24 protein-coding genes and 1 pseudogene are annotated in these 26,537 nt (G+C 72.4%); 14 read left to right on the top strand and 11 right to left on the bottom strand.

Annotation, left to right across the window (positions count from 1 at the left end):
- The first annotated feature begins 13 nt into the window (after window positions 1–13).
- Window positions 14–577 (top strand): arginine repressor, encoded by a 564-nt coding sequence (locus OFY01_RS22650; protein ID WP_266602785.1) that lies wholly within the window; start codon window positions 14–16, stop codon window positions 575–577.
- A gap of 96 nt (window positions 578–673) precedes the next feature.
- On the opposite strand, the gene OFY01_RS22655 is transcribed toward OFY01_RS22650, so the two are convergent.
- The 6 genes from OFY01_RS22655 to OFY01_RS22680 form a co-directional block, all read right to left on the bottom strand.
- Window positions 674–1,282: a hypothetical protein gene (locus tag OFY01_RS22655; RefSeq protein WP_266602787.1), complete on the bottom strand. Its 609-nt coding sequence runs from the start codon at window positions 1,280–1,282 to the stop codon at window positions 674–676.
- Window positions 1,279–1,674 carry a hypothetical protein gene (locus tag OFY01_RS22660; protein WP_266602789.1) on the bottom strand — a complete coding sequence of 132 codons (396 nt, stop codon included), beginning with the start codon at window positions 1,672–1,674 and terminating at the stop codon, window positions 1,279–1,281. Before OFY01_RS22660 ends, OFY01_RS22655 begins: the two co-directional genes overlap by 4 nt.
- Entirely contained in the window at window positions 1,667–6,601 is a 4,935-nt protein-coding gene (locus OFY01_RS22665; RefSeq protein WP_266602791.1) for an HD domain-containing protein, read from the bottom strand. Before OFY01_RS22665 ends, OFY01_RS22660 begins: the two co-directional genes overlap by 8 nt.
- A 76-nt stretch (window positions 6,602–6,677) precedes the next feature.
- The gene (locus tag OFY01_RS22670; RefSeq protein ID WP_266602821.1) at window positions 6,678–7,397 is read right to left on the bottom strand and encodes an FAD:protein FMN transferase; all 720 of its coding nucleotides are present in this window, start codon (window positions 7,395–7,397) and stop codon (window positions 6,678–6,680) included.
- 40 nt (window positions 7,398–7,437) lie between these two features.
- Window positions 7,438–7,974, bottom strand: coding sequence for an FMN-binding protein (locus tag OFY01_RS22675; RefSeq protein WP_266602793.1), 537 nt, complete (start codon window positions 7,972–7,974; stop codon window positions 7,438–7,440).
- A 16-nt stretch (window positions 7,975–7,990) separates the two neighbouring features.
- Window positions 7,991–9,361, bottom strand: a complete 1,371-nt coding sequence (locus OFY01_RS22680; RefSeq protein ID WP_266602795.1) for a ferredoxin reductase family protein — start codon at window positions 9,359–9,361, stop codon at window positions 7,991–7,993.
- A 150-nt stretch (window positions 9,362–9,511) separates the two neighbouring features.
- On the opposite strand from OFY01_RS22680, the gene OFY01_RS22685 reads away from it, so the two are divergent.
- Both OFY01_RS22685 and OFY01_RS22690 read left to right on the top strand, forming a co-directional pair.
- Window positions 9,512–10,240: a response regulator transcription factor gene (locus OFY01_RS22685; RefSeq protein ID WP_323135548.1), complete on the top strand. Its 729-nt coding sequence runs from the start codon at window positions 9,512–9,514 to the stop codon at window positions 10,238–10,240.
- Complete coding sequence (locus OFY01_RS22690; RefSeq protein WP_266602797.1) at window positions 10,240–11,694, top strand: sensor histidine kinase; 1,455 nt, start codon at window positions 10,240–10,242, stop codon at window positions 11,692–11,694. The genes OFY01_RS22685 and OFY01_RS22690 overlap by 1 nt, the downstream gene beginning before the upstream one ends.
- 22 nt (window positions 11,695–11,716) lie before the next feature.
- Here OFY01_RS22690 and OFY01_RS22695 read toward each other — a convergent pair whose 3' ends face one another.
- Window positions 11,717–12,304: a pyridoxamine 5'-phosphate oxidase family protein gene (locus OFY01_RS22695; protein WP_266602799.1), complete on the bottom strand. Its 588-nt coding sequence runs from the start codon at window positions 12,302–12,304 to the stop codon at window positions 11,717–11,719.
- A gap of 532 nt (window positions 12,305–12,836) precedes the next feature.
- On the opposite strand from OFY01_RS22695, the gene argH reads away from it, so the two are divergent.
- Window positions 12,837–14,264, top strand: coding sequence for an argininosuccinate lyase (argH, locus tag OFY01_RS22700; protein WP_266602801.1), 1,428 nt, complete (start codon window positions 12,837–12,839; stop codon window positions 14,262–14,264).
- Between the two features lie 96 nt (window positions 14,265–14,360).
- On the opposite strand, the gene OFY01_RS22705 is transcribed toward argH, so the two are convergent.
- Entirely contained in the window at window positions 14,361–14,630 is a 270-nt protein-coding gene (locus OFY01_RS22705) for a hypothetical protein (protein WP_266602802.1), read from the bottom strand.
- A 129-nt stretch (window positions 14,631–14,759) separates the two neighbouring features.
- On the opposite strand from OFY01_RS22705, the gene OFY01_RS22710 reads away from it, so the two are divergent.
- The gene (locus tag OFY01_RS22710) at window positions 14,760–15,311 is read left to right on the top strand and encodes a TetR/AcrR family transcriptional regulator (RefSeq protein ID WP_266602803.1); all 552 of its coding nucleotides are present in this window, start codon (window positions 14,760–14,762) and stop codon (window positions 15,309–15,311) included.
- On the top strand, window positions 15,308–16,840 hold the full coding sequence (locus OFY01_RS22715) for an MFS transporter (RefSeq protein WP_266602804.1): 1,533 nt from the start codon (window positions 15,308–15,310) through the stop codon (window positions 16,838–16,840). Before OFY01_RS22710 ends, OFY01_RS22715 begins: the two co-directional genes overlap by 4 nt.
- A gap of 40 nt (window positions 16,841–16,880) precedes the next feature.
- Here the strand turns inward: OFY01_RS22715 and OFY01_RS22720 are convergent, their stop codons facing one another.
- The gene (locus tag OFY01_RS22720; RefSeq protein ID WP_266602806.1) at window positions 16,881–17,552 is read right to left on the bottom strand and encodes a lysophospholipid acyltransferase family protein; all 672 of its coding nucleotides are present in this window, start codon (window positions 17,550–17,552) and stop codon (window positions 16,881–16,883) included.
- A gap of 322 nt (window positions 17,553–17,874) precedes the next feature.
- Between OFY01_RS22720 and OFY01_RS22725 the strand changes: the two genes are divergently transcribed.
- Both OFY01_RS22725 and OFY01_RS22730 read left to right on the top strand, forming a co-directional pair.
- Window positions 17,875–18,423 carry a sigma-70 family RNA polymerase sigma factor gene (locus OFY01_RS22725; protein WP_266602808.1) on the top strand — a complete coding sequence of 183 codons (549 nt, stop codon included), beginning with the start codon at window positions 17,875–17,877 and terminating at the stop codon, window positions 18,421–18,423.
- Between the two features lie 17 nt (window positions 18,424–18,440).
- Window positions 18,441–18,944: a GNAT family N-acetyltransferase gene (locus OFY01_RS22730; RefSeq protein WP_266602809.1), complete on the top strand. Its 504-nt coding sequence runs from the start codon at window positions 18,441–18,443 to the stop codon at window positions 18,942–18,944.
- A 7-nt stretch (window positions 18,945–18,951) separates the two neighbouring features.
- Here the strand turns inward: OFY01_RS22730 and OFY01_RS22735 are convergent, their stop codons facing one another.
- The gene (locus OFY01_RS22735) at window positions 18,952–19,338 is read right to left on the bottom strand and encodes a hypothetical protein (protein WP_266602825.1); all 387 of its coding nucleotides are present in this window, start codon (window positions 19,336–19,338) and stop codon (window positions 18,952–18,954) included.
- Between the two features lie 97 nt (window positions 19,339–19,435).
- Window positions 19,436–19,795, bottom strand: a complete 360-nt coding sequence (locus OFY01_RS22740) for a hypothetical protein (RefSeq protein WP_266602810.1) — start codon at window positions 19,793–19,795, stop codon at window positions 19,436–19,438.
- Between the two features lie 619 nt (window positions 19,796–20,414).
- On the opposite strand from OFY01_RS22740, the gene OFY01_RS22745 reads away from it, so the two are divergent.
- From OFY01_RS22745 to OFY01_RS32680, 6 genes and pseudogenes are all read left to right on the top strand, one after another.
- On the top strand, window positions 20,415–21,473 hold the full coding sequence (locus tag OFY01_RS22745; RefSeq protein ID WP_266602812.1) for a methionine ABC transporter ATP-binding protein: 1,059 nt from the start codon (window positions 20,415–20,417) through the stop codon (window positions 21,471–21,473).
- Window positions 21,470–22,180, top strand: coding sequence for a methionine ABC transporter permease (locus tag OFY01_RS22750; protein WP_266602814.1), 711 nt, complete (start codon window positions 21,470–21,472; stop codon window positions 22,178–22,180). Before OFY01_RS22745 ends, OFY01_RS22750 begins: the two co-directional genes overlap by 4 nt.
- Window positions 22,181–22,256: 76 nt before the next feature.
- Complete coding sequence (locus OFY01_RS22755) at window positions 22,257–23,087, top strand: MetQ/NlpA family ABC transporter substrate-binding protein (protein WP_266602815.1); 831 nt, start codon at window positions 22,257–22,259, stop codon at window positions 23,085–23,087.
- A 158-nt stretch (window positions 23,088–23,245) separates the two neighbouring features.
- Window positions 23,246–23,884, top strand: a complete 639-nt coding sequence (locus OFY01_RS22760) for a GNAT family N-acetyltransferase (protein WP_266602816.1) — start codon at window positions 23,246–23,248, stop codon at window positions 23,882–23,884.
- Window positions 23,885–23,964: 80 nt separating this feature from the next.
- Complete coding sequence (gene cbiE / locus OFY01_RS22765; RefSeq protein ID WP_266602817.1) at window positions 23,965–25,188, top strand: precorrin-6y C5,15-methyltransferase (decarboxylating) subunit CbiE; 1,224 nt, start codon at window positions 23,965–23,967, stop codon at window positions 25,186–25,188.
- Window positions 25,189–25,547: 359 nt separating this feature from the next.
- Window positions 25,548–26,537: pseudogene (locus tag OFY01_RS32680) on the top strand (nicotinate-nucleotide--dimethylbenzimidazole phosphoribosyltransferase); the annotation flags it as partial.

Here is a 26,537-nt window from a genome sequence, read left to right on the forward strand (position 1 = left end):
GAATGGGACGACGATGAGCAGCGAAGCCGAGCACGCGGGCACCGGCGAGCGCGCCACAGCGGGCGGCCACGGCCCCGCCGTGCCGCAGACCCGCACCGCGCGCCACCGCCGGATCGTGGACATCCTCAACCGGCAACCGGTGCGCTCGCAGAGCCAGTTGGCCAAGTTGCTGGCCGACGACGGGCTGACCGTCACCCAGGCCACGCTCTCCCGTGACCTCGACGAGCTGGGCGCCGTGAAGATCCGCAACACCGGGGGCGAGCTGATCTACGCGGTGCCCAGCGAGGGCGGCTTCCGCACCCCGCAGGCGCCGCTCGGCGAGTCGGCGAAGGAGGAGCGGATGCGCCGCCTCGCCGGTGAACTGCTCATCTCCGCGGAGGCGTCGGCCAACCTGGTGGTGCTCCGTACGCCGCCGGGCGCCGCCCAGTTCTTCGCCTCGGCGATCGACCAGGCCGAACTCCACGTCGTCCTCGGCAGCATCGCGGGCGACGACACGGTGATGCTGATCAGCCGGGACCCGGCCGGCGGGCAGGCCCTCGCCGACCACATGCTGCGGCTGACACAGAACGACCACTGACACGTGCTGCGCCTGACGCGGAACGGCCACTGAGCGGTACGCACGTGTGCACGGCCGCCCGCGGGCCGACCGGACGGTGTTCCGGCCCGCCCGCGGTCAGCCGCAGCTGTCGACCGGTGTGAGCGCCACCACGTCCGTGTTGCGCAGTGTGACCTGCCGCTGCGCGCCGTCGCTGCCCGTGACCCGCAGCCGCACTCCGCCGATCCCCGCGCCCAGGAACTCCCCGCACCGCTCACCCGTCGTCGTGGTCACCCGCACCTGGGGCGCGGCCGCCGACCCGGTGGTGAACCAGGCCACCGTCACCGCGGACGCCGCGAGGACGATCCCGGCGACACAGCACACCGAGGCCCACCGCAGGGCGCGCGTCACCCGCACGACCTCGCCCTCCGTCCACCGCCGCAGAGCCTGGCCCGCCAGCAGGACCTGTTCTCCGGGCCGCCCGTGCGCGGCCCGCACGGACAGCAGTGAGCCCACGACGAGCAGCGCGAACGCCGCACCGAGCAGCCCGGACGCGAAATACCGTGCGCGGTCCGGCAGCTGGCCCAGGTCGTCCCGTCCCTTGAGCGTGACGAGCACGGCGAGCAGCGCGGCGAGTCCCGCCAGGCCGTTGCGCCAGCCCTCGGCCCGGTGCCTGAGCTCGGGCAGCTGCTGGAACTCCTGCTCGCGCGCGAGCAGTGACCACCGCCGCTGGGACTCCCCGCTCACGCCGGGTCCACCGCAGCCACGCGCCAACTCGCGCCGCACCCCACGAAGACGGCGTCGGCGGGCATCAGGGGATGCGGGTGCCCGCACTCGCAGTAGTGCCACTCCTCCAGCAGCGCGGCCAGGTCGTCGGCGGGCCGCGGCGCCTCCTGCTCCCCGCGCAGCCAGGACAGCAGCCCCTTCGTGCCCGCCCCCGGCACTCCGTGCCGGTACTCGGTCCTGGTCCGGCCGTGGCAGCCGGGGCACACGCCTTCGAGCACCACACCGCGGCCGTCCGGCGTGGGGCGGCCGGTGAACCGGGTGGTCGCGGTGCCGAGGTGCTGTTCTGCGTAAGCGGTGTCGAAGCTGTGGGGGACAGAGGCGGGGAGAGGGGGAACGGCGGCGGAGTCAGGCATCGGCGTCCTCGGCGATGTGCAGAGCGAACAGGTCGGCGTACAGGCGCAGGCGCCGGGCCACCCAGGCCGCTGACTCCCCGACGGCTTCGGCGGCGCGGGCGATGCCCGACGCCCCGACCGCGCCTTCGAGCGCCGGTTCCGAGCCGTCGAGATGGCGGGTGAGGATGGTCAGGTCCTGCCAGAGGGGAACGGTGTCCGGGGCGGCGGACAGGTCGGGCAGCGGCGGCCCCGGCAGGCCCGCGCACAGGGGCAGGTACGGCGCGATGCGGGCGACCGCCTTCGCCGGGGTGTCGCCGACGCGGGCAGCCGCGCGGACGAGTTCGAGCGGGGTGAGGGAGTGCGGGTCGTCCGGATGGGGCCAGAACGTGTGCAGCACATCCAGGTCGTAGGCGTCGGGGACCGGGCCGCGCAGCGCGTCGAGGGCGTCCGGGGTGAGCTCGGGGACGCGCGCCCCCAGTCGGCGCAGGCGCGTGAGTGAGGTCAGGGCGTCGGCCGGGGACAGACCCGTCAGGTGAGCCCGCAACGCCAGCTGCGGAGGGGTCAGCGGGACCCACACGGCCTCGCCGTCGTCGCGGTCATGGTCGCCGTTCTCGTCGACGTGGCCGAGGAGGGCGGCGCCCTCCGCCTCCACGGGCTGGTGGTCGAGGAGTTCCTCGGGCACGTCCGGCACGGGAAGGCCGATCGCGTCCGCCTCGGACCGGACGAGCTCCACGACGTTGCGCAAGGGCTCTTGCAGGATGAGGGCCGCGTTGAACAGTGTGGCGGAACTGAACGTCTCCGCCGGGAAGTTGCTGTTGGCGGTGGTGGAGAACGGGTGCGGTTTTCCGCCGAGAACGTAGCGGACGCGCAGCGGCAGCCGCGTCCACTGCTGGGCCACGCGGTAGGCGCGGGGAATCGGCAGCCCCATCGCCCGCAACTGGTCCACGGTCTCGTCGTCGCAGTCCACCAGTCGGCTCAGGTGCGGCCGGGACTCCGGGTCGAAGAACAGGCCCGTGTCATGTTCCAGATGGTCGGCGGCCAACGGTGTGGGCCGGATCTGCCGGGCAGGGTGCTCGGCGGCGGGAAAGGCCCGCCGGTAGTTCAGACGGAGTTTTGTGGCGAGGGAGGCCAGACGGTCCTCCGCCTCCCCGAGCGTACAGCTCTCCCGTCGGGCGAGAGCGGCGGTGGCGCCCCACCTGAGCACGGTCTCGCCGTGGCGCGTGTGGTGGAGGAACCTGATCAGGACACGGAAGTCGTCTCGGGGCACGTCCATCCAGGCCAGCACGTCGTCCAGGTCCGGCACGGCCCAGCCGAGCCACGCGTGAGCCGCGAGAACCTCCAGGACGGCGGACGGGGAGTCCCCGGTCGCCTCGCAGGCGAGGCGGACGCCGTACGGCTCCTGTACCGGGTCCGAGGGATGGCGGCGCGTGCGTACGAAGAGGCGGTCGAGCTCCATCGAGTCGCATATGTGCTGTCGGTGCGCCTCGGGCACCTCGGGAACGCGGGGAGCCCCGAACGGTTCGAACGGTGCGAGGCGAGCGGCCAGTGCGCCCATGGGCATGCACAGCCAGGCGGAGGCACGAGGAATGTCGCGCAGCTTGAAGGAGGCCGGCCCGTTCGAGAAGAGGCCGGCCGAAAGCGCCCTCTCATGGTCCAGCCGCCTGAGGAAGTCACCCTGTTCGGCGCTCGGAACCCAGTCGAGGTCCGTGGGCCGCTCGGGATCCTGCGGCGGCACCCAGCACGGGGCGGCGATGCTCAGCATGCGGCGGCGCCGCACGACCTGAGCCAGTGTCATCGAGCGGATCGCCGCCTGCTCGACGAGCTGCGGCCATGCCCTCTGTCCAGGCTGGGCCAGATGTCCGTCACCGGGCTCCGGGACCGGGTGTCCGCTCAGTTCCGTGGGGCTCGGTTCTGCATCGCTCACGTCGTGCCGCAGGACCGCGCAGCGCCAGGACAGCCATTCCACGAACTCGTGATCGCGCGGGCTGGGGTGCGCGCCGGTCAAGTGGGCATCCGGATGGAACCATCCCACGGCGTCCAGCTCGTGCGCCTTCCCCGACTTCTGCGGGATCCGCAGCCCCCGCCCCCGCCACTCCTGGCCCAGCACCACGGCCACGGCGGGATTCGACTCGTCCACCTCCCACACCCACTCCATGGTGAGATGCGGCCACCGCGCCAGCACGTCCGCCCCTTGCCTCCACTGCTCGGCCGCCCACGCCCGGTCGTAGTGCTGCAGTTCCTTGCGGCTCACGCTCAGTACGCCCGCGTGTTCCCCCGTCAGGTCGAGTACGCAGCCGAACGGCTTCTGGTCCGTGACGATGCCGTCGCACAGCACCGCGCCCTGACCGGTCACCCACCACAGCACCCCCGGTACGGCCTCCAGGGCCTCCTCGGAGCCCGTGAGCGAGGGCTGGAGCGCGCCGGGCCGCCAGGTGTGGGAGCCGCCGGCCGCGTCGCGTGCGGTCAGGGTGAACTGGCTGACCCTGACCAGTTGCCGCAGGACGGAGACGCAGGTGGCGCCGCCGTCCAGGGCGCCTTCGCGCAGGTAGAGCCGGATGCGGGTGCCGCCGTCGGCGAGGCCGTCGGCGCCGTGGTGCCGTTGGATGCGAAAGAGGCTGCCGCTGCTCGGAATGTCCACCCGCAGGGCGTGCTCGGCGGGGATGCCGTCGGGGCTGACCTGGCGGGTGACGATCGTCATCTCGTCGGCGAGCATGAAGTAGCTGAACACACCGATGCCGAAACGGCTGTTGGGGTACAGGCGCAGCGTCGGGTCGTGGCGCAGCCAGCGGGCCTGCTCGCGGCGGAACGCCTTGGAGCGCTCGAAACGGCTCCCGGCCCGTGTGAAGGTGTGCTTGAGGAGTTCGGCGCTCATCCCCACGCCGTTGTCGCGGCACTCGACGTAGCGGCCGCGCTCGTCCTCGCCCTCGGTGAACGTGATCTCGCCCGTCCAGGTGCCGGTGACCGTGCCACGGGCTCTGAGGTAGCGCCAGCGCGTCTCCCGGTAGCGGCAGGCGTCCATCGCGTTCTGGTACAGCTCGCGAAGGGCCAGGTTGGGCTCGCCGCCGTAGAGCTGCTCGCCCATCAGGAGCTCGCGCACCTCGGACTGGGCGAGGTGGAACCGCAGCAGCGGCACCTCGTAGGCGAGAAGGCCCGCGGAGCGGCTCGGCCGCAGATCGCGGTCGGTCACGCGGCGGGGCAGTTCGGCAAGGAGTTCCGCCTCGGACGCCGGAAGCTCCGCCGCGAGACCGGTGGTCTCCTCGGCCAGCTCGTCCGCCCGCTCCACCACGAGGTTCAAAGCGGCGTGCAGCGCCTGGTGCGGGCACAGGGCGTCGAGGTGCAGGGCGTCGCCCTCCCGGACCCAGCCCAGTTCGCGCGCCACCGCGACGACCTGCTCGGGCATGATCGGGTCCGTCACCCCTAGATGCTCCGCCACCACGTCCGGGAAGGTCCGCGCGTCCACGGCGAGGACCGCCGCGAGGCGCAGCAGACCGGCCAACGGGCGGATCCGCAGCGGCCGGTGGCCCGCGCGCAGCAGCACCTTGTCGGGCGCCGCCACCAGCGCGTCGAGCGGTTCCTCCGTGCTCAGACCTGCCGCCATCGCGCACAACGCCTCGGCGGGCTCCTGGGCGCGGTCCGCGCTCACTCCCATGGCCTCGAGGAGCCTGCGGGCCACGGCCGGTGCGACCGGCGCGTCGTCGGTCTCGAAGCGGTCGGCGATCCAGCGGTGCACCAGCCACATCGTCACCGCGGCCGCGTCCGATTCGCGGCCCCGCGCCCGGCAGTCGACCGCCCTGCGGCTGACGGACCGGTGCTGCTCGGCGATCTGCTCGAAGTGCAGGCGGTACGCGTCGGCGCCGGGCTTGCGGGCCGTGTCGCACGGGTCCGTCTCTGCGGCCTGGCTCAGCCGCTCGGCCCAGCCGCTCTCGTGCAGGAAGACGACCGCCACCGAGGCGGCGACCTCCACGGCGGACAACTCGGCCGACGCGGGCAGCAGTTCGGGCAGGTGGCGGTGGAGGAGACGTACGACGAACGTGTCGTCGGCCCAGCGGTCGTCGTACGGCAGCCGCTCCTGGGCGTGATGCAGCGTGCGGGCGCACTGGTCGACGAAGTCGGCCAGGCACTGCCGGAAGTGCTCCGCCTCGGCGAGCTGTCCGCTCGGGACACGGGACCACAGGGGCGTGTCGAGCGCCGCCTTGAGCCAGTCCTCCTTGAGGGACCGGCCGGGGCAGATCTCCGCGCCGCGGGTGCGCGTCTCGTGGTTGGTGCCGAATCTGACCGCGGGCCGCTGGGAGACACCGACGGCCCGCGCGGCCCTCGCCGTGGCCGCCCGCGCGGCGTCGAAGACCTCGGTGACGGTGCGCGCCGGGCTGAGCGGCCCGAGGGCGTCGGCCAGACCCCGGGTGAAGAAGCTGCCCTCGGGGCCGTAGCCGCCGCGCTCGCCGTGCGAGCAGCCGGTGAGGACGGCGTAGCCGCCGCCGGGCGGCCCGCTGTCGACACTGTTGCCGAACGCCGTCGTCCCGTCGGTCTGTTCCGTGCGGCAGGCGTCGATGACCCACAGGACCGTGCCCGCCTTGCAGTCCTTGAGGAGCGGGCTGATCGCGGCGGGCAGCAGCGACTCCGTGTACACCTCCTGCCAGACGCCGTCGTCCGGCCAGGCCGCGTCGGCCGGGACCAGGTAGTCCCGCTCGCCGATCCGGACGCCGTGGCCGGTGAAGTAGAGCAGCAGGACACCGTCGGCGGGCATGTCCCGCGCGCATTCGTACACGCGCCGCCGCAGCCGGCTCAGATGCGGGTCGAGCAGGGTCTCCACGGTGTACCCGGCCGGCCGGAGCGCCGATTCCATGAGCCGCAGGTCGGCCTCCACCACGGCGTCGAGCGGCGCGAGTTCCTCGGCCCGGTCCGGTACCCGCCCGACTCCCACGAGCAGCGCCCTGCGCATCTCGTTCATGTCCCTCCCCGCCCCCGTGCCCCGCAGGGGAACATGATGGCACCACGTGCGGTGGCCGTGTCCGGGAAACGGCGGGTCAGGACGGCACGGCGCCCGCGAACTCGCCCGTCGTCCACGTCGATCCGTCGGCCTCCACCGCGAACGCCGCGACCCGCGGCAGGCCCGCCAGCCACGTACGGGCCCCGGCGCCGCGGGCGTACGCGGCCGTGGCCAGGGTGTCCGCCTCCGTCAGGGTCGGGCACACGACGGTCAGGGAGAGCGGGGCGCCGGTCGGCGGCGCTCCGGTGTGCGGGTCGACGATGTGGCAGCCGCGCTCGGCCGTGCCGGACGTGGCCACCGCCAGCGGGCCCGCCTGTGACTCCACGACCGCCGCCACCTCACCGGTCCTGATCGGATGCGCGACGCCCACCCGCCAGGGCCCGCCGTGCAGCTGGACGTCGCCCCCGCCGTTCACGCACACGTCGCCGCCGCCCGCCTCCCGCAGCAGCCGCGCGGCCCCCTCGACCGCCCAGCCCTTCACCAGGCCGCTCGGGTCGAGGCCCGTCGAGTGCCGCGCCGAGAACCAGCCCTCGCTGCGCCGCTCGGCCCGCTCGCAGAGGCCGAGCACCTCGGCCACCTCCGTACGCCACCGCTCGGGCACCGCCTCGCCGCGCGAGAGCGCGCTGACCGCGCTGTCGTCCCGGAACGGCGAGAAGACCCGGTCGACGTGGTGGAGCAGCTCCTCCGCCTGGTCGAGGGCGCGGCGAAGGGCGGGAGCGGGGGCGTCGCGCACGGTGAACGAGAACACCGTGCCCATGGTGTGCACCACGCGGTGCAGTCCGCCGCCGTTCGACGTGTCAGACACCGGCCTTGTCCAATGCGCTCTGCAGCGAGGAGATGTAACCCTCGCTGGTGAAGGTGGCTCCCGAGACCGTGTCGATCTTGGCGTTCTGCGCGGACACGGTCTCCTGTTCCAGCACCGGTACGGCGTCGGCGTTGATCTGCTGACTGTGCGGGTCACCGTCGGGCGACTGTACCGCGCGGGCCGCTGTGATCTTCGACCCGTGCAGGGTGAGCTCGACCTGCACCGGCCCGTACCGGGTCTGTACGGTGTCGCCGGTCACCGTGCGGGTCGCGCTCGAACTCGACCCAGAACTCGACCCAGAACTCGACCCCGACCCCGAGCCCGACCGTGATCCTGATCCCGAGCTGGAGCTTCCGGTGCCGGACGACGCCGACGGCGCGGGCGACGTGGCGGAAGCCTTCGGCGCGGCGGACGAGACGGACGCGGCGGACTGCACGGCGGTGTGCGGCTTCATGGACAGTGCGAGGACCGTCACGGTGGCGGTCGCGGCGCAGGTCAGGACAGTGCGGCGAATCGGATGTGCTCTCATGCGCGATCGTCGTTCCTCACATGTCGAAGGACTCGTAATGGATGCGGGACGAGGGGACACCGGCCTCCCGCAAGGCGTCGTACGCGGCCAGGGAGAGGCCGGGCGGCCCGCACAGGAACACGTCGTGCTCCGCGATGTCGGGCAGCGTGGCCCGCAGCCGTGCCGCGGTGATCTCGACCCTCGTCCCGTCCGGCGCGTTGAGCGCGTAGAGCAGCCGGGCGCCGCGGCGGGCGGCGAGCGCTTCCAGCTCGTGGCGCAGGGCCAGCTCGTCCGCGGTGCGGGCCCGGTAGAGCAGGGTGAGGTCGCCGGACGTGGCGGGCAGCGTCTCGAAGAGCGTGCGCAGCGGCGTGATCCCGGTGCCACCCCCGAGCAACAGCACCTTGCGCCGGCGCCGCCGTGCCGCGGTGAACGCCCCGTAGGGGCCCTCGGCCCACACCCTCGTGCCGGGCGCGAGCGACGCCGCGGCGGAGCTGTGGTCGCCCAGCGACTTCACGGTGATCCGCAGCAGGTCCGGCTGCGGCACCGCCGACAGCGAGTACGGGTGCGAGGCGGCCCACATGCCCCGCGTGAGGAACCGCCACCGCAGGAACTGGCCGGGCTGGGCGCCCAGCTCGTCGAGGCGGTGCCCGCGCACCCACACCGAGTGCACGCCGGGCGCTTCCCGCACCACGGTCTCCACGCGCAGCCGGTGGCGCAGGTTCAGCCGCACCGGGACCAGGACGCGGAACCACACCACGAGCGCCGCCGCCCCGAGATAGAGCGCGTACCAGGCCATCTGCGCGCCCCGGTGGGCCACGAAGTCGGCGCCGATCGACAGCTGGTGGAAGAACGCGAGGAAGACGGCGCCGTAGGTGAGCAGGTGGATGTAGTACCAGGTCTCGTACCGCATGCGCCGCCGGACGGCGCGGGCCGAGACGAACCCGACCGTCAGCAGCACCACCGCGCCGGCGGTGCCCTTGAGCATGTCCGGCAGGTCGAAGACGATGGAGATGAACTCGGAGACCACGTTCGTGCGGGCCTGTGCGGCGTAGCCGAGCGTGATCAGCACGATGTGGCAGACGAGCAGGCCCACGGTCCAGCGCCCGGCCGAGGCGTGCCAGCGGGTGGCGCGGTCGCTGCCCACGCCACGCTCCAGCCACGGCACCCGGGCCATCAGGGCCACGAGGAGCGCGCACATGTAGCCGCACAGCAGCCCGGTGATGCGCCCGGCGCCGTTCAGCCACCCCGCGGCCCCGACGACGGACCCGGTGTTCTGCCACCACAGGGCGAGCACCGCGAAGCCGCCCGCCCACGCGGCGACCAGCAGCGGCAGGGCGGGGGTCCGGCGGGACGCGGACGAGGGGGCGCGGTGGCGCACCGGTGGCGGACTCTGGGTGACGGTCACCATGGATGCTCCTCGGAAGTCGCTCGGAGCTGCCACTGTGCGAGCCCAACTTCTGAGCGCCCTATGAGGACCCCGTTCCGGGCCCGGAATCACACGGGACTCGCACGGAACACAGAGGAGACTCAGAGGAAACCGAGAGATCCTGGAAGCACGATGAACCAACGCCCAGCCGCCCTGACCCGCCCCGACGGCTCCCCCGTGCGGGTGCTCGTCGTCGACGACGAACCCGACCTGGCCGAGGTCGTCACCGGCGCCCTGCGCTACGAGGGCTGGGAGGTGCGCTCGGCCGCCACCGCCGCCGCCGCCCTCGACACGGCCCGTGACCTGCGGCCCGACGCCGTCGTTCTCGACATCATGCTGCCCGACGGCGACGGCCTGTCCGTACTGCGCGAGCTGCGCGCCGAGCAGCCGCACGTGTGCGTCGTGTTCCTCACCGCCCGCGACACGGTCGAGGACCGCGTCGCGGGCATCACGGCGGGCGGCGACGACTACGTGACCAAGCCGTTCGCGCTGGCGGAGCTGGTCGCGCGGGTGCGCGGGCTGCTCCGCCGCGCCGGCATGACCCGGGAGCTGACCCAGGAGGCGCTGCTCACCGTCGGCGACCTGGTGATGGACGAGGACGCCCACGAGGTGACCCGCGGCGGCGAGCCGATCGACCTGTCGCCCACCGAGTTCCAGCTGTTGCGCTGTCTGATGCGCAACCCGCGACTGGTGCTCAGCAAGGCCCAGCTCCTCGACCTGGTCTGGTCGTACGACTTCGGGGGCCGGGCCCACGTCGTGGAGCTGTACATCTCGTACCTGCGCAAGAAGATCGACGCGGGCCGCGAACCCATGATCCACACGGTGCGGGGCGCGGGCTACGTGCTGAAACCGGTGGCCTGATGCGGTGGCGCAGGCCCAGGTTCCACACCATGCGCGCCCGGCTGACCGCGGGGCTCGTCGTGCTGCTCGCCGTCAGCTGCGCCGCCGTCGGCATCGCCGCCGTCCTGCAACTCGGCGGCTTCCTGACGGAGCGGCTCGACCAGCAGCTGCGCACCGCGGGCACCACTTTCCCGGCGAGCCTCGAACACCCCGGTGCCCGTCCGACCGACCACGACGGCGACGAGCACGGCGACACCCGTCGCCAGGCCGCCGGGACGCTGGGCGTGCGGATCGTCCATGGCACCGTCGAGCAGGCCGCTCGCGTCCCCCACGACGACGGCGGCGACCAGTCGGTGCGGCTGTCCGCCGCCGACGAGCGGAAGCTGGCGGCGGTGCCGGCGGACGGACGCGGCCACACCGTCGTCCTCTCCAGGCTCGGCGGCTACCGGGTCATGGCGTCCACGGGCCGGGACGGGGACGTCCTGATCACCGGCCTGTCCACGGAGCCCGTGGAAGCCGCCGTCCACCGGCTCGAACTCGGCTGCGCCCTCGTCTTCGGTGTCGCTCTCGTCGTCACCGGCGTCGCGGGCGCCCTGTGGGTGCGCTGGTCGCTGCGGCCGCTCAGCCGCGTCGCCGCCACCGCGACCCGCGTCAGCGAACTGCCGCTGGCCAGCGGAGAGGTGGCGCTGCCCGCCCGCGCGCCCCGGACCGAGCCCCCGGACAGCGAGATAGGCAGACTCACCCTCGCCTTCAACCGGATGCTCGGCCATGTCGAGAACGCGCTCACCCAGCGCCAGCGCAGCGAGGAGCGGCTGCGCAGCTTCTCCGCCGACGCCAGCCACGAGCTGCGCACCCCCGTCGCGTCGGTGCGCGGTCACGCCGAACTCGCCCTGCTCCATCCGGGCCCCGTCCCGCCGGAGGTCACCCGCGCCCTGGAGCGGATCGCCGCCGAGTCGGGACGGATGGGCGCCATGGTCGAGGACCTGCTGCTGCTCGCCCGTCTCGACGCGGGCCGCCCCCTGGAGCGGCTGCCGGTCGACCTGACCAGGCTCGTGCTCGACGCCGTCACGGACGCGCGGGTCGTGGGTCCCGGCCACCGCTGGTCGCTCGACCTGCCGGAGGAGCCGGTCACCGTCGCCGGTGACGCCCACCGCCTGCAGCAGCTGCTCGCCAACCTCCTCACCAACGCCCGCCTGCACACCCCGCCCGGTACCGAGGTACGTGTCGGCGTCGAGGCACGGGACGGCGAGGCGTGGCTCACCGTCTCCGACAACGGTCCCGGTATCCCCGAAGAGCTGCGCAAGACCGTCTTCGAGCGGTTCGTGCACGGCGAGGGGCGCCGCGCCGAGGGCGGCGGCACCGGCCTGGGCCTGTCGATCGTCGCGGCGGTGACACAGGCCCACGGCGGCTCGGTGGACCTGGAGAGCGAGCCGGGCGCGACGACGTTCACGGTGCGGCTGCCGTTGGAGCGGTGAACGCCGCCTGGAGCGGTGGACGTCAGAACGGCGCGGGCGGCAACGGCAGCGGAAGCCCCGGCAGGCCGTCGATGCTGGTCGCGATGTGTTCCTTCTTGTGGAAGTACGCGTCGAGCGAGGCGTCGTCCTCCCGCGCGAACCGCTTGGCGTGCAGGTCACGGTCCTCGTCGTACGCCATGAACGGCACGCCGTAGCCGCAGGTGTCGCGGACGAGTTCGGCGCGCACCACGATGATCGCGCGCAGCCCGTGCTGTGTCGGGTCGATGTCGGGGAAGTGGCCGAGGAGTTCGGCGAAGCGCGGGTCGTCGCGCAGCACGGGCTCGCCGCGGCCGTGCACCCGCACGATGTTCGGCGCTCCTTGGAAGGCGCACCACATCAGCGTGATGCGGCCGTTCTCCCGCAGGTGGGCGATGGTCTCGGCGTTGGACCCGGCGAAGTCGAGGTAGGCCACGGTCAGTTCGTCGAGCACGGCGAAGGAGCCCCGCAGGCCCTTGGGGGAGAGATTGACCGTTCCGTCGCCGCCGAGCGGAGCGGTCGCCGTGAAGAACACCGGCTGCTCCTCGATGAAGGCGCGCAGCCTGCCGTCTATGTGTTCGTGAGTCTTTCCCATGCGGCTCACCCTACTGGCGGGCCGTCACATGCCCGCCGCGTCGAGGGCGTACGGCGACCGCAGCGCCCTGGCCGCCGTGATCCGTCCGCCCGAGACCGTGATCTGCACGTGGACCGGGCCGTCCTCGGTCTGCACGGTGCCGCCCGTGACGGTACGCGTGGTGGTGGTCCGGGTGCGGGTGGGCGGAGCCGGTGTGGTCGGGGCGTGGCGCGTGGGCGTACGGGTGGCAGGCGGGACGGACGGTGTCGTCGGCGCCGTCGGTCCGGGCGCGTCCCAGACGGGCCACTCGATCCGGTGGTGTTCACAGTTCCTGGTGGATGTGGCCGGACGGGGCCGCGTTCCTCCGGACACGGATGCGGCGCCGGGGGCCGGCCGTACCCGTTCCTCTGGGACAGCGGATCGCCCGCGCCGACCGTCACCGCTCCCGCTCGGCGGCGGGGGAGTGCCGGTCCTCGGCAGCGCACATTGACAAAACATACGGAGGTCTGCATAGTTATACGGGTCCGTGACTGTGGCACATCGAGGAGCAACCGTGAGCAGCAACACCGGCGATGTCCGCCTCTGGGGCGGCAGGTTCGCCGACGGCCCGGCCGAGGCCCTGGCGAAACTCTCCGCCTCCGTCCACTTCGACTGGCGCCTGGCCCCGTACGACATCGCGGGCTCGCGCGCCCACGCGCGCGTGCTGCACACGGCCGGCCTGCTCACCGAGGACGAGCTCGCGCGTATGACCGCCGGGCTCGACCGGCTGGAGGCCGACGTCGCGGACGGCTCGTTCACCGGCACCATCGCCGACGAGGACGTGCACACCGCCCTGGAACGCGGCCTCCTCGAACGCGTCGGCCCCGACCTCGGCGGCAAGCTGCGCGCGGGCCGCTCCCGCAACGACCAGGTCGCCACGCTCTTCCGGATGTATCTGCGCGACCACGCGCGCGTGATCGGCGGTCTGATCGCCGACCTCCAGGAGGCCCTGGTCGGCCTCGCCGAGGCCCACCGGGACGTCGCGATGCCGGGCCGCACGCACCTCCAGCACGCGCAGCCGGTTCTCTTCGCGCACCACGTCCTGGCACACGTCCAGTCGCTGTCCCGGGACGCCGAGCGGCTGCGCCAGTGGGACGAGCGGACGGCCGTGTCGCCGTACGGCTCGGGCGCGCTGGCGGGCAGCAGCCTCGGCCTCGACCCGCAGGCGGTGGCGCGGGACCTCGGCTTCGAGCGTGGCAGCTCGGCCAACTCCATCGACGGCACGGCCTCGCGCGACTTCGTCGCCGAGTTCGCCTTCATCACCGCGATGATCGGCGTGAACCTCTCCCGGATCGCCGAGGAGATCATCATCTGGAACACGAAGGAGTTCTCCTTCGTCACCCTCCACGACGCCTTCTCCACCGGCTCGTCGATCATGCCGCAGAAGAAGAACCCCGACATCGCCGAACTGGCCCGAGGCAAGTCGGGGCGGCTCATCGGCAACCTCACCGGCCTGATGGCCACCCTCAAGGCGCTGCCGCTCGCCTACAACCGTGACCTTCAGGAGGACAAGGAGCCGGTCTTCGACTCCTGTGACCAGCTGGAGGTCCTGCTCCCGGCCTTCACCGGCATGATGGCCACGCTCACGGTCAACCGGGACCGCATGGAGGAACTGGCCCCGGCCGGGTTCTCGCTGGCCACGGACGTCGCCGAGTGGCTCGTCAAGCAGGGTGTGCCGTTCCGGGTCGCGCACGAGGTGGCGGGCGAGTGCGTCAAGGTCGCCGAGGCGGAGGGCAAGGAGCTCGACGACCTGACCGACGACCAGTTCGCGAAGATCTCCGAGCACCTCACGCCCGAGGTGCGGACCGTCCTGAACGTGCCCGGCGCCCTGGCCTCCCGCTCCGGCCGCGGCGGCACGGCGCCCGGCGCGGTCGCCGTCCAGCTCGCGGAGGTCAAGCAGGACCTGGCCGCCCAGCGCGCCTGGGCGGACGCGAAGAAGTAGCAGCCGCGAGGTTCGGGGGCCCGGTTCGTCCGTACGGGGACGGGCCGGGCCCCTTCGCGCGCCCCGCACGGGGCCGTGCGGGCACCCGCACGGGTCTCAGCGCCGCGCCCGCGAGCCGCCTCCGTAGCTCGACAGGTCGAGCAGCAGCCCGCACACCACGAGCACCCAGCCGATGCCGCGCACGCCGACGACCGGCGCGTACGCGAGCACGTACGCCAGGGTCGTCCACGGCAGCAGGATCAGGCCGAACAGGGGCATCAGGAGGCCCGTGAAGGCGCGGTCCACGAGGTTCGTGAACAGCCAGGTGCACGCCAGCGCGACCCGCGGCCCGATCGCCGCGAGGATCACGAAGATGCAGCACCCCATGCCGGTACCTCCTGGGTCCTGGGAAGTCTTTGAACCGCTTCAGTCGTAACACTGCGTGAGCCGACGGGCCACCGGAGACACATACACCCTGATGAGACATCTGTGTCTCACGTGGGCTACGCTTGTCTCATGCCAGTCGATCGCGCCCAGGTGCTGCACAGCGCTGCCGCCCTGCTCACCCGCAAGTCCACCGCCACGATGGACGAGGTCGCACGGGCCGCGGGCATCAGCCGCGCCACCCTGCACCGCCACTTCGCGGGCCGCGACGCGCTCGTGCGCGCCCTGGAGGACCTGGGCATCCGGGAGTGCGAGGCGGCGCTCGACCGCGCCCGCCTGGTCGAGGGCCGGGCCGAGGACGCGCTGCGCCGCCTGATCCGCGAGATCGAGCCGGCGGCGCCGCTGCTCGCCTTTCTCACCACGGAGAACCAGCTCTTCGAGGGCGACGCCCAGAACGAGGGCTGGACGCGGCTCGACACCCGCATGGCCGAGCTCTTCCGGCGCGGCCAGGAAGCGGGCGAATTCCGCATCGACCTGACCCCGGCCTGGCTGTGCGAGGCGCTCTACGGCCTCGTGGGCAGCGCCGCGTGGTCCGTGCAGGACGGCCGGGTGGCGGCCAAGGACTTCTCATTCATGATCGCCGAGCTGCTGCTCGGCGGCGTACGACGGAGAGTGGAACCATGACCAGCACACATCAGCGCACGCCCGAGGCGGAGGTGACGGCGGCCCGTCCCGGACGGTGGCTCGCCCTCTCCGTCCTGGTGCTGGCCGTGCTGCTCGTCGCCGTGGACGCCACGGTGCTCGGCCTCGCCACCCCCTACATCAGCGAGGACCTGAAGCCGTCGGGCACCCAGCTGCTGTGGATCGGCGACGTCTATTCCTTCGTCATCGCCGGTCTGCTCGTCTCCATGGGCAGCCTCGGCGACCGCATCGGCCGCAAGAAGCTCCTGCTGACCGGTGCGGTCGCCTTCGGCGCCGTCTCCGTGCTCAACGCCTACGCGACCACACCCGAGTTGATGATCCTGGCCCGCGCCCTGCTCGGCGTGGCGGGCGCGACGCTCATGCCGTCGACCCTGGCCCTGATCCGCAACATCTTCCACGACCCGCGCGAACGCTCCCTTGCCGTCGGCATCTGGGGCGCCATGGCGTCGGCGGGCGCGGCCGTCGGGCCGGTGGTCGGCGGGTTCCTGCTCGAACACTTCTGGTGGGGCTCGGTCTTCCTCATCAACCTGCCCGTGATGGCGGTCCTCGTCGTGGTCGGTGCCAAGCTGATCCCCGAGTCGAAGAACCCGGTGCCGGGCCCCTGGGACCTGCCGAGCGTCGGCCTCTCCCTCATCGGCATGATCGGTGTGGTCTACGCCGTCAAGGAGGCGGCGGCGAACGGCTTCCACTGGGACGTGGCGGCATCGGCGCTCGTCGGACTGGCCGCCCTGGCCTGGTTCGTGCGCCGACAGCTCACCCTGGACGCACCGCTCCTGGACATGCGCCTGTTCCGCAACCGCGGCTTCTCCGGTGCCGTCCTGGCCGACCTGCTGACCATCCTCGGCCTGTCCGGGCTGGTCTTCTTCCTCTCCCAGTTCCTGCAACTGGTGCAGGGCCGGGAGCCGTTCGAGGCGGGTCTGGCCGAACTGCCCGCGGCCGTCGGCGCGGTGGGCGCCGGTCTCCTCGCGGGCAGCGCGGCGCGCCGCTTCTCCGTACGCTCGGTGGTCGCCGGCGGCCTCGCGGCGGTGGGCCTCGCGCTCGCGGCGCTCACCACGCTGAGCCACTCCACCGGCTATCCGCTGCTCGGCGCGGTGCTCCTGGTGGTCGGGATCGGCGCGGGCTTCTCGTTCACGGTCACGGCCGACGTGATCCTCTCCAGCGTGCCCAAGGAACAGGCGGGCGCCGCGTCGGCGGTCTCCGAGACGGCGTACGAACTCGGGGCCGCGCTCGGCATCGCGCTGCTCGGCTCGATCGTCACCGGGGTCTACGCGGACTTCGCGACGCCTTCCGGTGTGCCCGGGGACGTGGCGTCGGCGGCACACGAATCGCTCGGCGGCGCCGTCGAGTCGGCGTCGGCGCTGCCACCGGCGCAGGCGGCGGATCTGCTGGCGCAGGCCAAGGGAGCCTTCGTGGACGGGTTGCAGGTGGCGACGGGCGTGGGCGCGGCGGTCCTGCTGGCCACGGCCGCGGCGGCGTGGTTCCTCCTGCGCGGCCAGCGCCTGGAGGCGTAGGGGCCCACCGTGCCCACGCCGGGACGGTGAGGCGAAGCCGCTACGCGGCCTTCGCCTTCGTCGCGTACATGTCGACGTACTCCTGTCCGGACAGCCGCATGACCTCCGCCATCACGGAGTCCGTGACGGCCCGCAGCACATACCGGTCCCGGTCCATCCCGTCGTAGCGGGAGAACTCCATCGGCTCACCGAACCGCACGGTCACCCGCCCCGGGCGCGGCATCCCCGCCCCGCCCGGCTGCAGCTTGTCCGTGCCGATCATGGCGAACGGCACCACCGGCGCCCCCGTCATCAGGGTCAGCCGCGCGATCCCGGTCCGGCCGCGGTACAGGCGCCCGTCGGGGGAGCGCGTGCCCTCCGGGTAGATGCCGAAGATCCGGCCCTCCTCCAGGACACGGCGGCCCGTCATCAGCGCGGCCACACCACCGTTGGCCCCGTCCCGGTCCACCGGGATCATGCCGACCCCGGTGAAGAACCACGCCATCAGGCGGCCCTTGAGGCTCTTGCCCGTGACGTACTCGTCCTTGCCGATGAAGAACACCTGCCGGTCGCAGACGAGCGGCAGGATCATCGAGTCGATGAACGTCAGATGGTTTCCGGCCAGGATGACGGGCCCGGTGCCCGGAATCCTCTCTGCGCCTTCCACGCGCATACGGAACATCAGGCGGATGATCGGTCCGAGCACTGCCTTGATGAGCGCGAAGCGGGACAACGGGCCCTCCGGAGTCGTGGAACAGGTCGACGAACAAAGCTATGAGTATGTGCAGGTGAGGACGATACTCGCGGCTGCCCGTCCCTCGCACATCGGGTTCACGGACCCGATACGCGAATTTGACACACGCGAACGGTCCCGACACCGCCGGCTCACGCGGATGTCACGCACGCGCTCTCCCCGGGCTGTCCCCGGGGGCTCTCCGCCCCACCGGTCCCCGCCGTCCGACCCGCCCCGTCAACGGCCGGCCCGCCCGCACCACCAGGAGTGGACCGAGGCCGCGTCGGCAACCGGAGCCCGGGCCGGCCGCGTCCCGCCGGGCATGACGTACGACGCGGTCATCGAAACGCTCCGCCCGCTGCTCGCCGCCGAGATCGGGGCCGAGCTGCCCGTCCCGACCCCGGCCGCAGAGCCGGGCGACGTCGAGCAGGCCGTCTGGCTGCGCCTGCTCGAACGGCTCGGCGCCCACGGGCCGCCGGGGGACCTCGCGGCCTGGCTGTCCTGCGCCGTCCGCGCCGAGGCGCGCCGTCAACGCCGTACAGCGGCGCGGCACGAGCCGCTGTACGGCACCGAGCCCGCCGCCGACGCGCGCGCCACCGACCCGGAGCTGCGGCTGCTCGCCAGGGAGCGGACCCGATCGCTCCATGCCGCCGTTCGGAGGCTGCCCGGTCGCTGCCCCCGCCTCATTCGGGCGCTGCTGTCCCCGCAGGACCTCACATACCGTGAAATCGCAGGTGAGTTGGGTATCTCACAAGGGAGTCTTGGGCCAGAACGTGCCAGATGTCTGGGATGCCTACGCAGAATCCTGTCGCCCGAGGTTGCGAGGACGGCCCGCCGGGGAAATGGTGAGGGACAACCGGTGAACAGGTGAGCGGGAGGCATGCACACATGGGCATGAGCGTGACCATCTCTGCGGCGACCGACGAGGATGCCGAACAGATTCTCAAGCTGCAGTACCTCTGCTATCAGAGCGAGGCCCAGCTCTACGGGGACTACTCGATCGAACCGCTCACGCAGTCCCTCGCCTCGGTCCGCGCCGAGCTGGAGAGCGGAACCGTCCTGGTGGCCCGCCTCGGCGACGAGGTCGTCGCCTCCGTGCGCGGCACCGTGGACGCGGAGGGCACGGCCCACATCGGCAAGCTGATCGTCCATCCGCGCATGCAGCGCCACGGCCTCGGCGGACGGCTCCTCACCGCGATAGAGACCCGGCTCGGCGAGGCGGGCGGGGCCAGGCGCTTCCAGCTGTTCACCGGCCACCGCAGCGACCACAACCTGCGCCTGTACCGCAAGCACGGCTACGCGCCCGTGACGACCGAGCGGATCGACGAGCGGCTGACCGTGGTGAGGCTCGCCAAGGACGCGCGGGCCGACGCGTTCGCGACCAGCGCGTAGCGACCGCTCAGGCGGACGTCTCCGGAAGCTGCTGCCGCAGCACGCCCTTGCGCAGCCAGTACATGGCGGTCACCGGCAGCAGCACCGGGATGAAGATGTAGCCCATGCCGTAGTCGGACCACACCGTCGCGTCCGGGAAAGCCGACGGGTCCGCCAGCGTCCACGTGCCGACGACCAGCACCCCCGCAAGCTCCAGCGCGCAGCACACGAACGCCGCCCGCCTCGCCGTGTCCCCGCCGCGCACCAGTGAGTACGTGATGAACCCGTAGACCACACCGGCGACCGCCGAAAGCGAGTAGGCGAGCGGCGCCTTGTCGAACTCGGTCGAGATCTGCACGGCGGAGCGCGAGACCGCGCCGACCACCATCACGCCGTAGAGCCAGACCAGCAGCATGCCGGGGCCGCCGATGAGCCGCCGCTTGCCGGACTTCTTCCCGGTCTTCTCCGTCTTCTCCGCGCGCGTGCCCTGTTCCGACGAGGTCACCGTCGCCTCATCCTCCCCAGATGTCGAAGAGCCGCACTTCGAGGACGGCGAGAACCACGCCGCCCGCGGCCGCCGTCACCGAACCCCAGCGGGTCCGCTCGGTCAGCGACATGAGCGCCACCGCCGGAATGCACGCGACCGACCCGATCAGGTAGGCGACGAAGATCGTCGTGCCCTGATCCGGTTTCTCGCCCCGCGCCAGCTGCACGATGCCGACCACCAGCTGGACCAGTGCGAGCAGCGCCACCACGGCCATGCCGATGAAGTGCCAGTCCTTGGTCGGCTGGTCGCGGTAGGCGGCGAAGCCGCACCACGCGGCGAGCGCGAGCGCGGCGACTCCGGTCGCCAGGGTCAGGGCATCAAGCATGGGCCAGAGACTATTACGGGCCGAGAGTCCTGATGCGCTCGCCCCCGAATCGCGTCCTGCCGCGAGGGCACGCGGGGGCGCACACGATGTGGCCCGCGACCGTGGCGTTGACCACAGCCCACGAGTCGCGCGAACGGGTCGTCGATGCCGTGACCGAGGACGGCCGAGGACCTGTCGTCCGTGTCGGCGCAGGTGAGCGGGGCCTCCGGGGAAGACACCGCCGAGCCGTGATCGTCTCCGGCATCCGGAACCCACCCGTCCACCGCTGTCCGCATTGCGGACAGCGGTGGTCGTCCGTCTCCGCCTGTCTGCTTTACTGGTCCGCATGACCACGACGAGCGACCGCACCCCTGCGACCGAGGCGACCATGACGCCCGGTGCTCGTTGTATGCGTCGAATGTGCGCCTTCTGAGGGCCCCCGCACCACCGTCTCTTCTCGCGCCCCGAAGCGAGACCCGGTTCTGCCCGCGCACAGCCTCTCCGTACTGACTCCACCGGAACCGCTCCGCGCAGGAGCGAGCACGAGAGCCCACCGCGCCCGGAAACCGCGCAAGTTCCCGAACGAATGCCCCGTGCCCGGCACCACCGTGCCGCGCACTCGACAGCTACGGAAACCCACGTGATCACCACCCAGGGCCTCACCAAGGTCTACCGCTCACGCGGCCGCGAGGTCACCGCACTGGACGGCGTCGACCTGCATGTGCGCGAAGGTGAGGTGTTCGGCGTCATCGGCCAGTCCGGCGCCGGGAAGTCCTCGCTGATCCGCTGCGTCAACCTGCTCGAACGTCCCACCCGCGGCACCGTGACCGTCGACGGCGTGGACCTCACCGCGCTCGCCGGGCGCGGCCCGCGCGCCGGCAAGGAGCTGCGCGCGGCGCGCAGCCGTATCGGCATGGTCTTCCAGCACTTCAACCTGCTCTCCTCGCGCACCGTCCAGGACAACATCGAGCTGCCCCTGGAGATCCTCGGGAAGTCGGGGAGGGAGCGCTCGGCCAAGGCACTCGAACTGCTCGACCTCGTCGGCCTCGCCGACAAGGCCAGGGCCTACCCGGCGCAGCTCTCCGGCGGCCAGAAGCAGCGTGTCGGCATCGCCCGCGCCCTGGCCGGCGACCCGAAGGTGCTGCTCTCCGACGAGGCGACCAGCGCCCTGGACCCGGAGACCACCCGCTCCGTCCTCCAGCTCCTGCGGGACCTCAACCGGCAGCTGGGCCTGACCGTCCTGCTCATCACCCACGAGATGGACGTCGTCAAGACCGTCTGCGACTCCGCCGCGCTCATGGAGCACGGACGGGTCGTCGAGTCCGGCACGGTCGGCGAACTCCTCGCCGCCCCCGGCTCCGAGCTGGCCGCCGCGCTCTTCCCGGTCGGCGGCGAGGCATCCGGCGACGACCGTACGGTCGTCGACGTCACCTTCCACGGGCAGACCACGACCCGGCCGGTCATCTCGCAGCTCTCGCGCACGTACAACATCGACATCTCGATCCTCGGCGCCGCGATGGACACGGTCGGCGGCAAGCAGGTCGGCCGGATGCGCATGGAACTGCCCGGCCGCTACGAGGACAACGTCGTGCCCATCGGGTTCCTGCGCGAACAGGGACTCCAGGTCGACGTGCACGACGGCGTACCCGAAGGCGCGGACGCCGCGCCCGTACTGGTGAAGGACGGTGGGTCCCAGTGAGCTGGTCCGAGATGCAGCCGCTGCTGTCGCAGGCGTGCTGGGACACCCTCTACATGGTCGGCTGGTCCGCGCTGATCGCCGTCGTCGGCGGCCTCCCGCTGGGCGTCCTGCTGGTCCTCACCGACCGCGGCGGCCTGCTGCAGAACGCCGTCGCCAACAAGGCCGTCGGGCAGATCGTGAACATCGCCCGCTCGATGCCCTTCATCATCCTCATGGTCGCCCTGATGGGCTTCACGCGCTCGATCGTCGGCACCACCATCGGCCGCGAGGCGGCCATCGTGCCGCTCGCCGTCGGCGCCGTCCCGTTCTTCGCCCGGCTCGTCGAGACCGCCGTGCGCGAGGTCGACGGCGGTCTGGTCGAGGCCGTCCAGTCGATGGGCGGCAACACCTGGACCGTCGTGCGCAAGGTCCTCGTTCCGGAGTCCCTGCCGTCGCTGATCTCCGCCCTCACCACCACCGTCGTCGCCCTCATCGGCTACTCCGCGATGGCCGGCACCGTCGGCGCGGGCGGCCTCGGCGACCTCGCGGTCCGCTACGGCTACCAGCGTTACGAGTCGGAGCTGATGTGGATCACCGTGGCGATCCTCGCGGTCGTCATCACGCTCATCCAGTTCGCGGGCGACAGCGGCGCCCGTGTCCTGCACCGCCGCGCGGGCAAGGGCGGCCGGCCGCTCCGCTTCCGCGTGCTCGGCGGCAGGACCCGCTGAACCCGCCGAACCGGCACCACCTGAACTCCCCGTCCTACCCGGCGGGTTGCACCACCCATGGAGAAAGGCACTTTTCGTGCGTAACACCACCAAGATCACCGCTGCCGTCCTCGTCACCGGAGCCCTCACCCTGGGGCTTACCGCGTGCGGCTCCGGCAAGAGCGACAGCAAGGACAAGGCGTCCGACCCGCTGGTCGTCGCGGCCACCCCCGTCCCGCACGCCGAGATCCTCGACTACGTCAAGGACCACCTGGCCAAGAAGAACGGCCTCAAGCTCGAGGTCAAGGAGTTCACCGACTACGTCACGCCGAACACGGCGGTCCAGGACGGTTCGGTGGACGCCAACTACTTCCAGACCAAGCCGTACCTCGACGACTACGACAAGAAGAACGGCGGCGGCATCGTCCCGGTCGTCACCGTCCACCTCGAGCCCCTCGGCCTGTACTCGCAGAAGGTCAAGAAGGCCGCCGACCTCCCCGAGGGCGCCACCGTCGCCGTCCCCAACGACACCGACAACGAGGCCCGCGCGCTCAAGCTGCTCGACGCCAACGGGATCATCACCCTCAAGAAGGGCGCGGGTTCCGACGCGACGCCGCGGGACATCGCCGAGAACCCCAAGGGCCTCACGTTCAAGGAGGTCGAGGCGGCCCAGACCGCGCGCTCCCTCAAGGACGTCGACGCCGCGGTCGTCAACGGCAACTACGCCATCGAGGCCGGTCTCAAGCCCGCCAAGGACGCCCTCGTCCTGGAGTCGGCGAAGAACAACCCCTACGGCAACCTCCTCGCCGTGAAGAAGGGCAACGAGAACGACCCGCGCGTCAAGAAGCTCGCCGAGCTCCTCACCTCGCCGCAGGTGAAGAAGTTCATCGAGGACAAGTACGACGGCTCGGTCATCCCCTCCTTCTGACCGGCCGCCACTTCCCGTCCCCCGGCGCCCCCGTGGGGGCCGCTCCTGGTAACAGGCGCGGCCCCCATGTGCAGTTACGTGCCTTCATGCTGCATGCTGGGCACTTCAAGCGGCCGCCGCGGTGGTTGGCGGCGGCCACGAAGGTTACGGAGCGGCGCATGAAGAACACCTTCCCCGAGGTCTCCATCAGTACGGAGCGCCTGGTGCTGCGTCCGCTCGACGAGGACGACGCCCCCGCCCTCGCGGAGATGATGAACGACGAGCTCGTCGCCGCGTGGACCGCGGTGCCGCAGCCGTTCACCGAGGAGGGCGCGCGCGGATGGATCACCGAGTATGCGCCGCAGGAGCGCGCCGCGGGCACCGGTCTCGACCTCGCCGTCACCGAGTTCCTCACCCAGCGTCTCGTCGGCGTCGTGCAGCTCACGAAGACCAACTGGCACGTACGCTCCACCGAACTCTCGTACATCGTCGCCCCCTGGGCCCGTGGCGAGGGCTACGCCTCCGAGGCCGCGCTCGCCACCGCCCAGTGGCTCTTCGGCGACCAGCGCCTCGAACGCATCGAGCTGCGCACGGCCGCCGACAACACCGCCTCGCAGCAGGTCGCCCAGAAGATCGGCTGCGTCAGCGAGGGCGTGCTGCGCAACGCGTGCATAGCGCGCACCCGCACCGAGGACGGCACCTGGGCCGAGGTGCGCACCGACTTCATCGTCTGGAGCCTGCTCCCCGAGGACCTGGAGGGCGTCACCGACCAGCTGGCCGAGGCCGGCGGGTTCACCGCCTTCTCCGACTGGAACTGAGCCCACAGGCGAACCGCGCGACCAGCAGGTACGCTCTCGGTGCCCCGCCCCGACCGCGCACACTCTGGAGACTGACGACGATGGCCGACCGGGTCACGGTGATCGGCTGGGACGGCTCGCCGCTGACCGCGGCCGCCCGCTCCGCGCTCGGCGCGGCCACCCTCGTGGCCGGGGCCGCCCACCACCTGGCACTGCCCGAGGTGCCCGAGCACGCCGAACGCGTCCGGCTCGGCAGCGTCTCCCTCGCCGCCCGCCGTATCGCCGCCCACCGCGGCACCGCCGTGGTCCTCGCCGACGGCGACCCCGGTTTCTTCGGCGTCGTCCGCACCCTGCGCGCCCCCCGGCACGGCCTGGAGGTCGAGGTCGTCCCGGCCGTCTCCTCCGTGGCCCAGGCCTTCGCCCGCGCGGGCATGCCCTGGGACGACGCCCAGGTCGTCGTGGCCCACCGGCCCACCCTGCGCCGGGCCGTCAACGTCTGCCGCGCCCACACCAAGGTCGCCGTGCTCACCTCGCCGGGCGCGGGCCCCGCCGAGCTCGGCCTGCTCCTCGAAGGCGTCCACCGCACCTTCGTCATCTGCGAGGAACTGGGCACCGACCGCGAACAGGTCACCGTCGTCACCTCCGACAAGGCAGCCGACCACACCTGGCGCGACCCCAACGTCGTCATCGTGATCGGCGGCACCGGCAGCGGCTCGCCCGACCCCGACGCGAACACCCCCTGGCTCGCCGGTGCCGCCCCCGACACCGGGCCACGGGGCTGGGCGCTGCCCGTGGACGCCTACCCCGGCCCCCTCGGCGAGGGCGAGACCGAACAACTGCGCGCCGCCCAACTCGCCCGCCTGGGACCGCGCACCGGCGACCTCGTGTGGGACATCGGCTGCGGCAGCGGCGCGTTCACCGCCGAGGCCGGACGGTTCGGCGCCGCGGTCATCGCCGTCGACCGGGACCCCGACGCCTGCGCCCGTACCCTCGCCACCGCGCGCCGGTTCGGCGTCCAGGCCCAGATCGTGCACGGCGTCGCGCCGCACGCCCTGGAGGACCTGCCGGAACCCGATGTCGTACGCGTCGGGGGCGGGGGAGCGGCGGTGGTCTCCGCCGTCGCCGACCGCCGCCCCGCCCGTATCGTCACGCACGCCGCGACACGCGACGCCGCCGAACTCGTCGGCAGGGACCTGACGGAGCACGGCTACGCCGTCGAGTGCGCCCTGCTGCAATCCGTCGAACTGGACACTCGTGCCTGGACGGAGAAGGAGCGGACCGTCGGGTTCCTGCTCTCGGGCAGTCTCAGAGAGCGCCACCCGTGAACCAGGCGCCCCCGCGCGCGCTGTAGGCTGGCCGATCGTTGTACCGCACCGGAGCGTCCGGCAGTTCGTCGGCCAATGTCCGGAAAACGCACCACTCTTGGGGTGCCTGTGGTACGGCAAGGACCGGAGGACGCGCAACGTGGCGCAGTCCACAGAAAGCCGTGCCCGTTCCCGGTGCCACGGTGGCGATCCGACCGGGACAATGCCTTTGTCCGGGGCGGTTCGTGCCGCGCGGCGCGTGCGCTCGTTGTCCAGGTGGGCGAAGGACGCACCGCTCCGGTCAGCGGCTCGAAGGGGCTCGCTCTCCGGCGGACGGCCGGGAGCGGCCAGAAGTTCTCATCGATGGGCGAGGGGTAGGCATGACCGACACCGGTCAGGTTCCGGGCGAAGGGCTGCCGGAGAACGCAGGCGGGGAACAGCCGGGCGTTCCCGCCCCGGGAGCCCAGGGGGCCCCGGGGACGTACCCCTACCTCGACGCGTCCGAGGCCGCGGTGGAGGACGACGACCTGCTCCTGATGCCGGGCTCGCAGGGCGCCTGGGGCGAGCCGCAGCCCGCCCAGCAGCAGCCGATGGCACCCGCGGCGCCGCAGGCCGCCGCCGACCCCGAGCCGGGGCCGCACGAGACGGCGGGCCGCGACAGCGGTCACCACGACCTCGGCGCCGTGCACGGTGCGGCGACCGCGCCGCAGCCCGCCCAGGGCCAGCCCCGCCGCCCGCTCCACATGGGCCCGGCCACGCCGGAGACCGGCGCGAGCCCGGTCCGCTCGCTCGCCGACCGGGGCCCCGCCCAGCAGACCCCACCGCACCCGATGCCCGAGCGCCAGGCGGGCCCGCCCACCACGGGGCCCGAGTACCTCGACGTCCCGCCGCAGGGCGCCGCGCCCTGGCAGCCCGCCGAGCAGCAGTCGCAGCCGGTCGGAGCCGAGCAGGCAGGGGCGCAGCAGGCCGCGGCCCGGCAGCAGACCCCCGCAGAAACGGTCGTCCCTGATCAGGCCGGCGCCCCCGCCCACGAGGCCGCCGCGGCCATGGCGTACGCCCAGGCGCCTGACGGCGCCCAGGAGTTCGCGCCGGCCCCCGAGCCCGCGCGGGCCGCCGCGCACGCCGGGCAGCAGCAGCCCGCGTACGCCGCCGCGCACGAGCCGATGGCACAGCAGCCGGGCGGTCACCCGGCGCCCGCCCCGGCGCACCCCCTGCCGGACGCGAGCACGCCCGCGCAGCCCATCGGCCAGTTCGTGCCGGTGGACGGCAGCGTGCCCACGACGCCGCACCTCGCGCCGCGGGTATCGTCAACCGGCTCGGCCAGCCCGACGTCTTCGGAGACAACGGGCTCGGCTGGACGAACGTCGCCA

Source organism: Streptomyces beihaiensis, from assembly GCF_026274175.1.
Classification (GTDB): Bacteria; Actinomycetota; Actinomycetes; order Streptomycetales; family Streptomycetaceae; genus Streptomyces; species Streptomyces beihaiensis.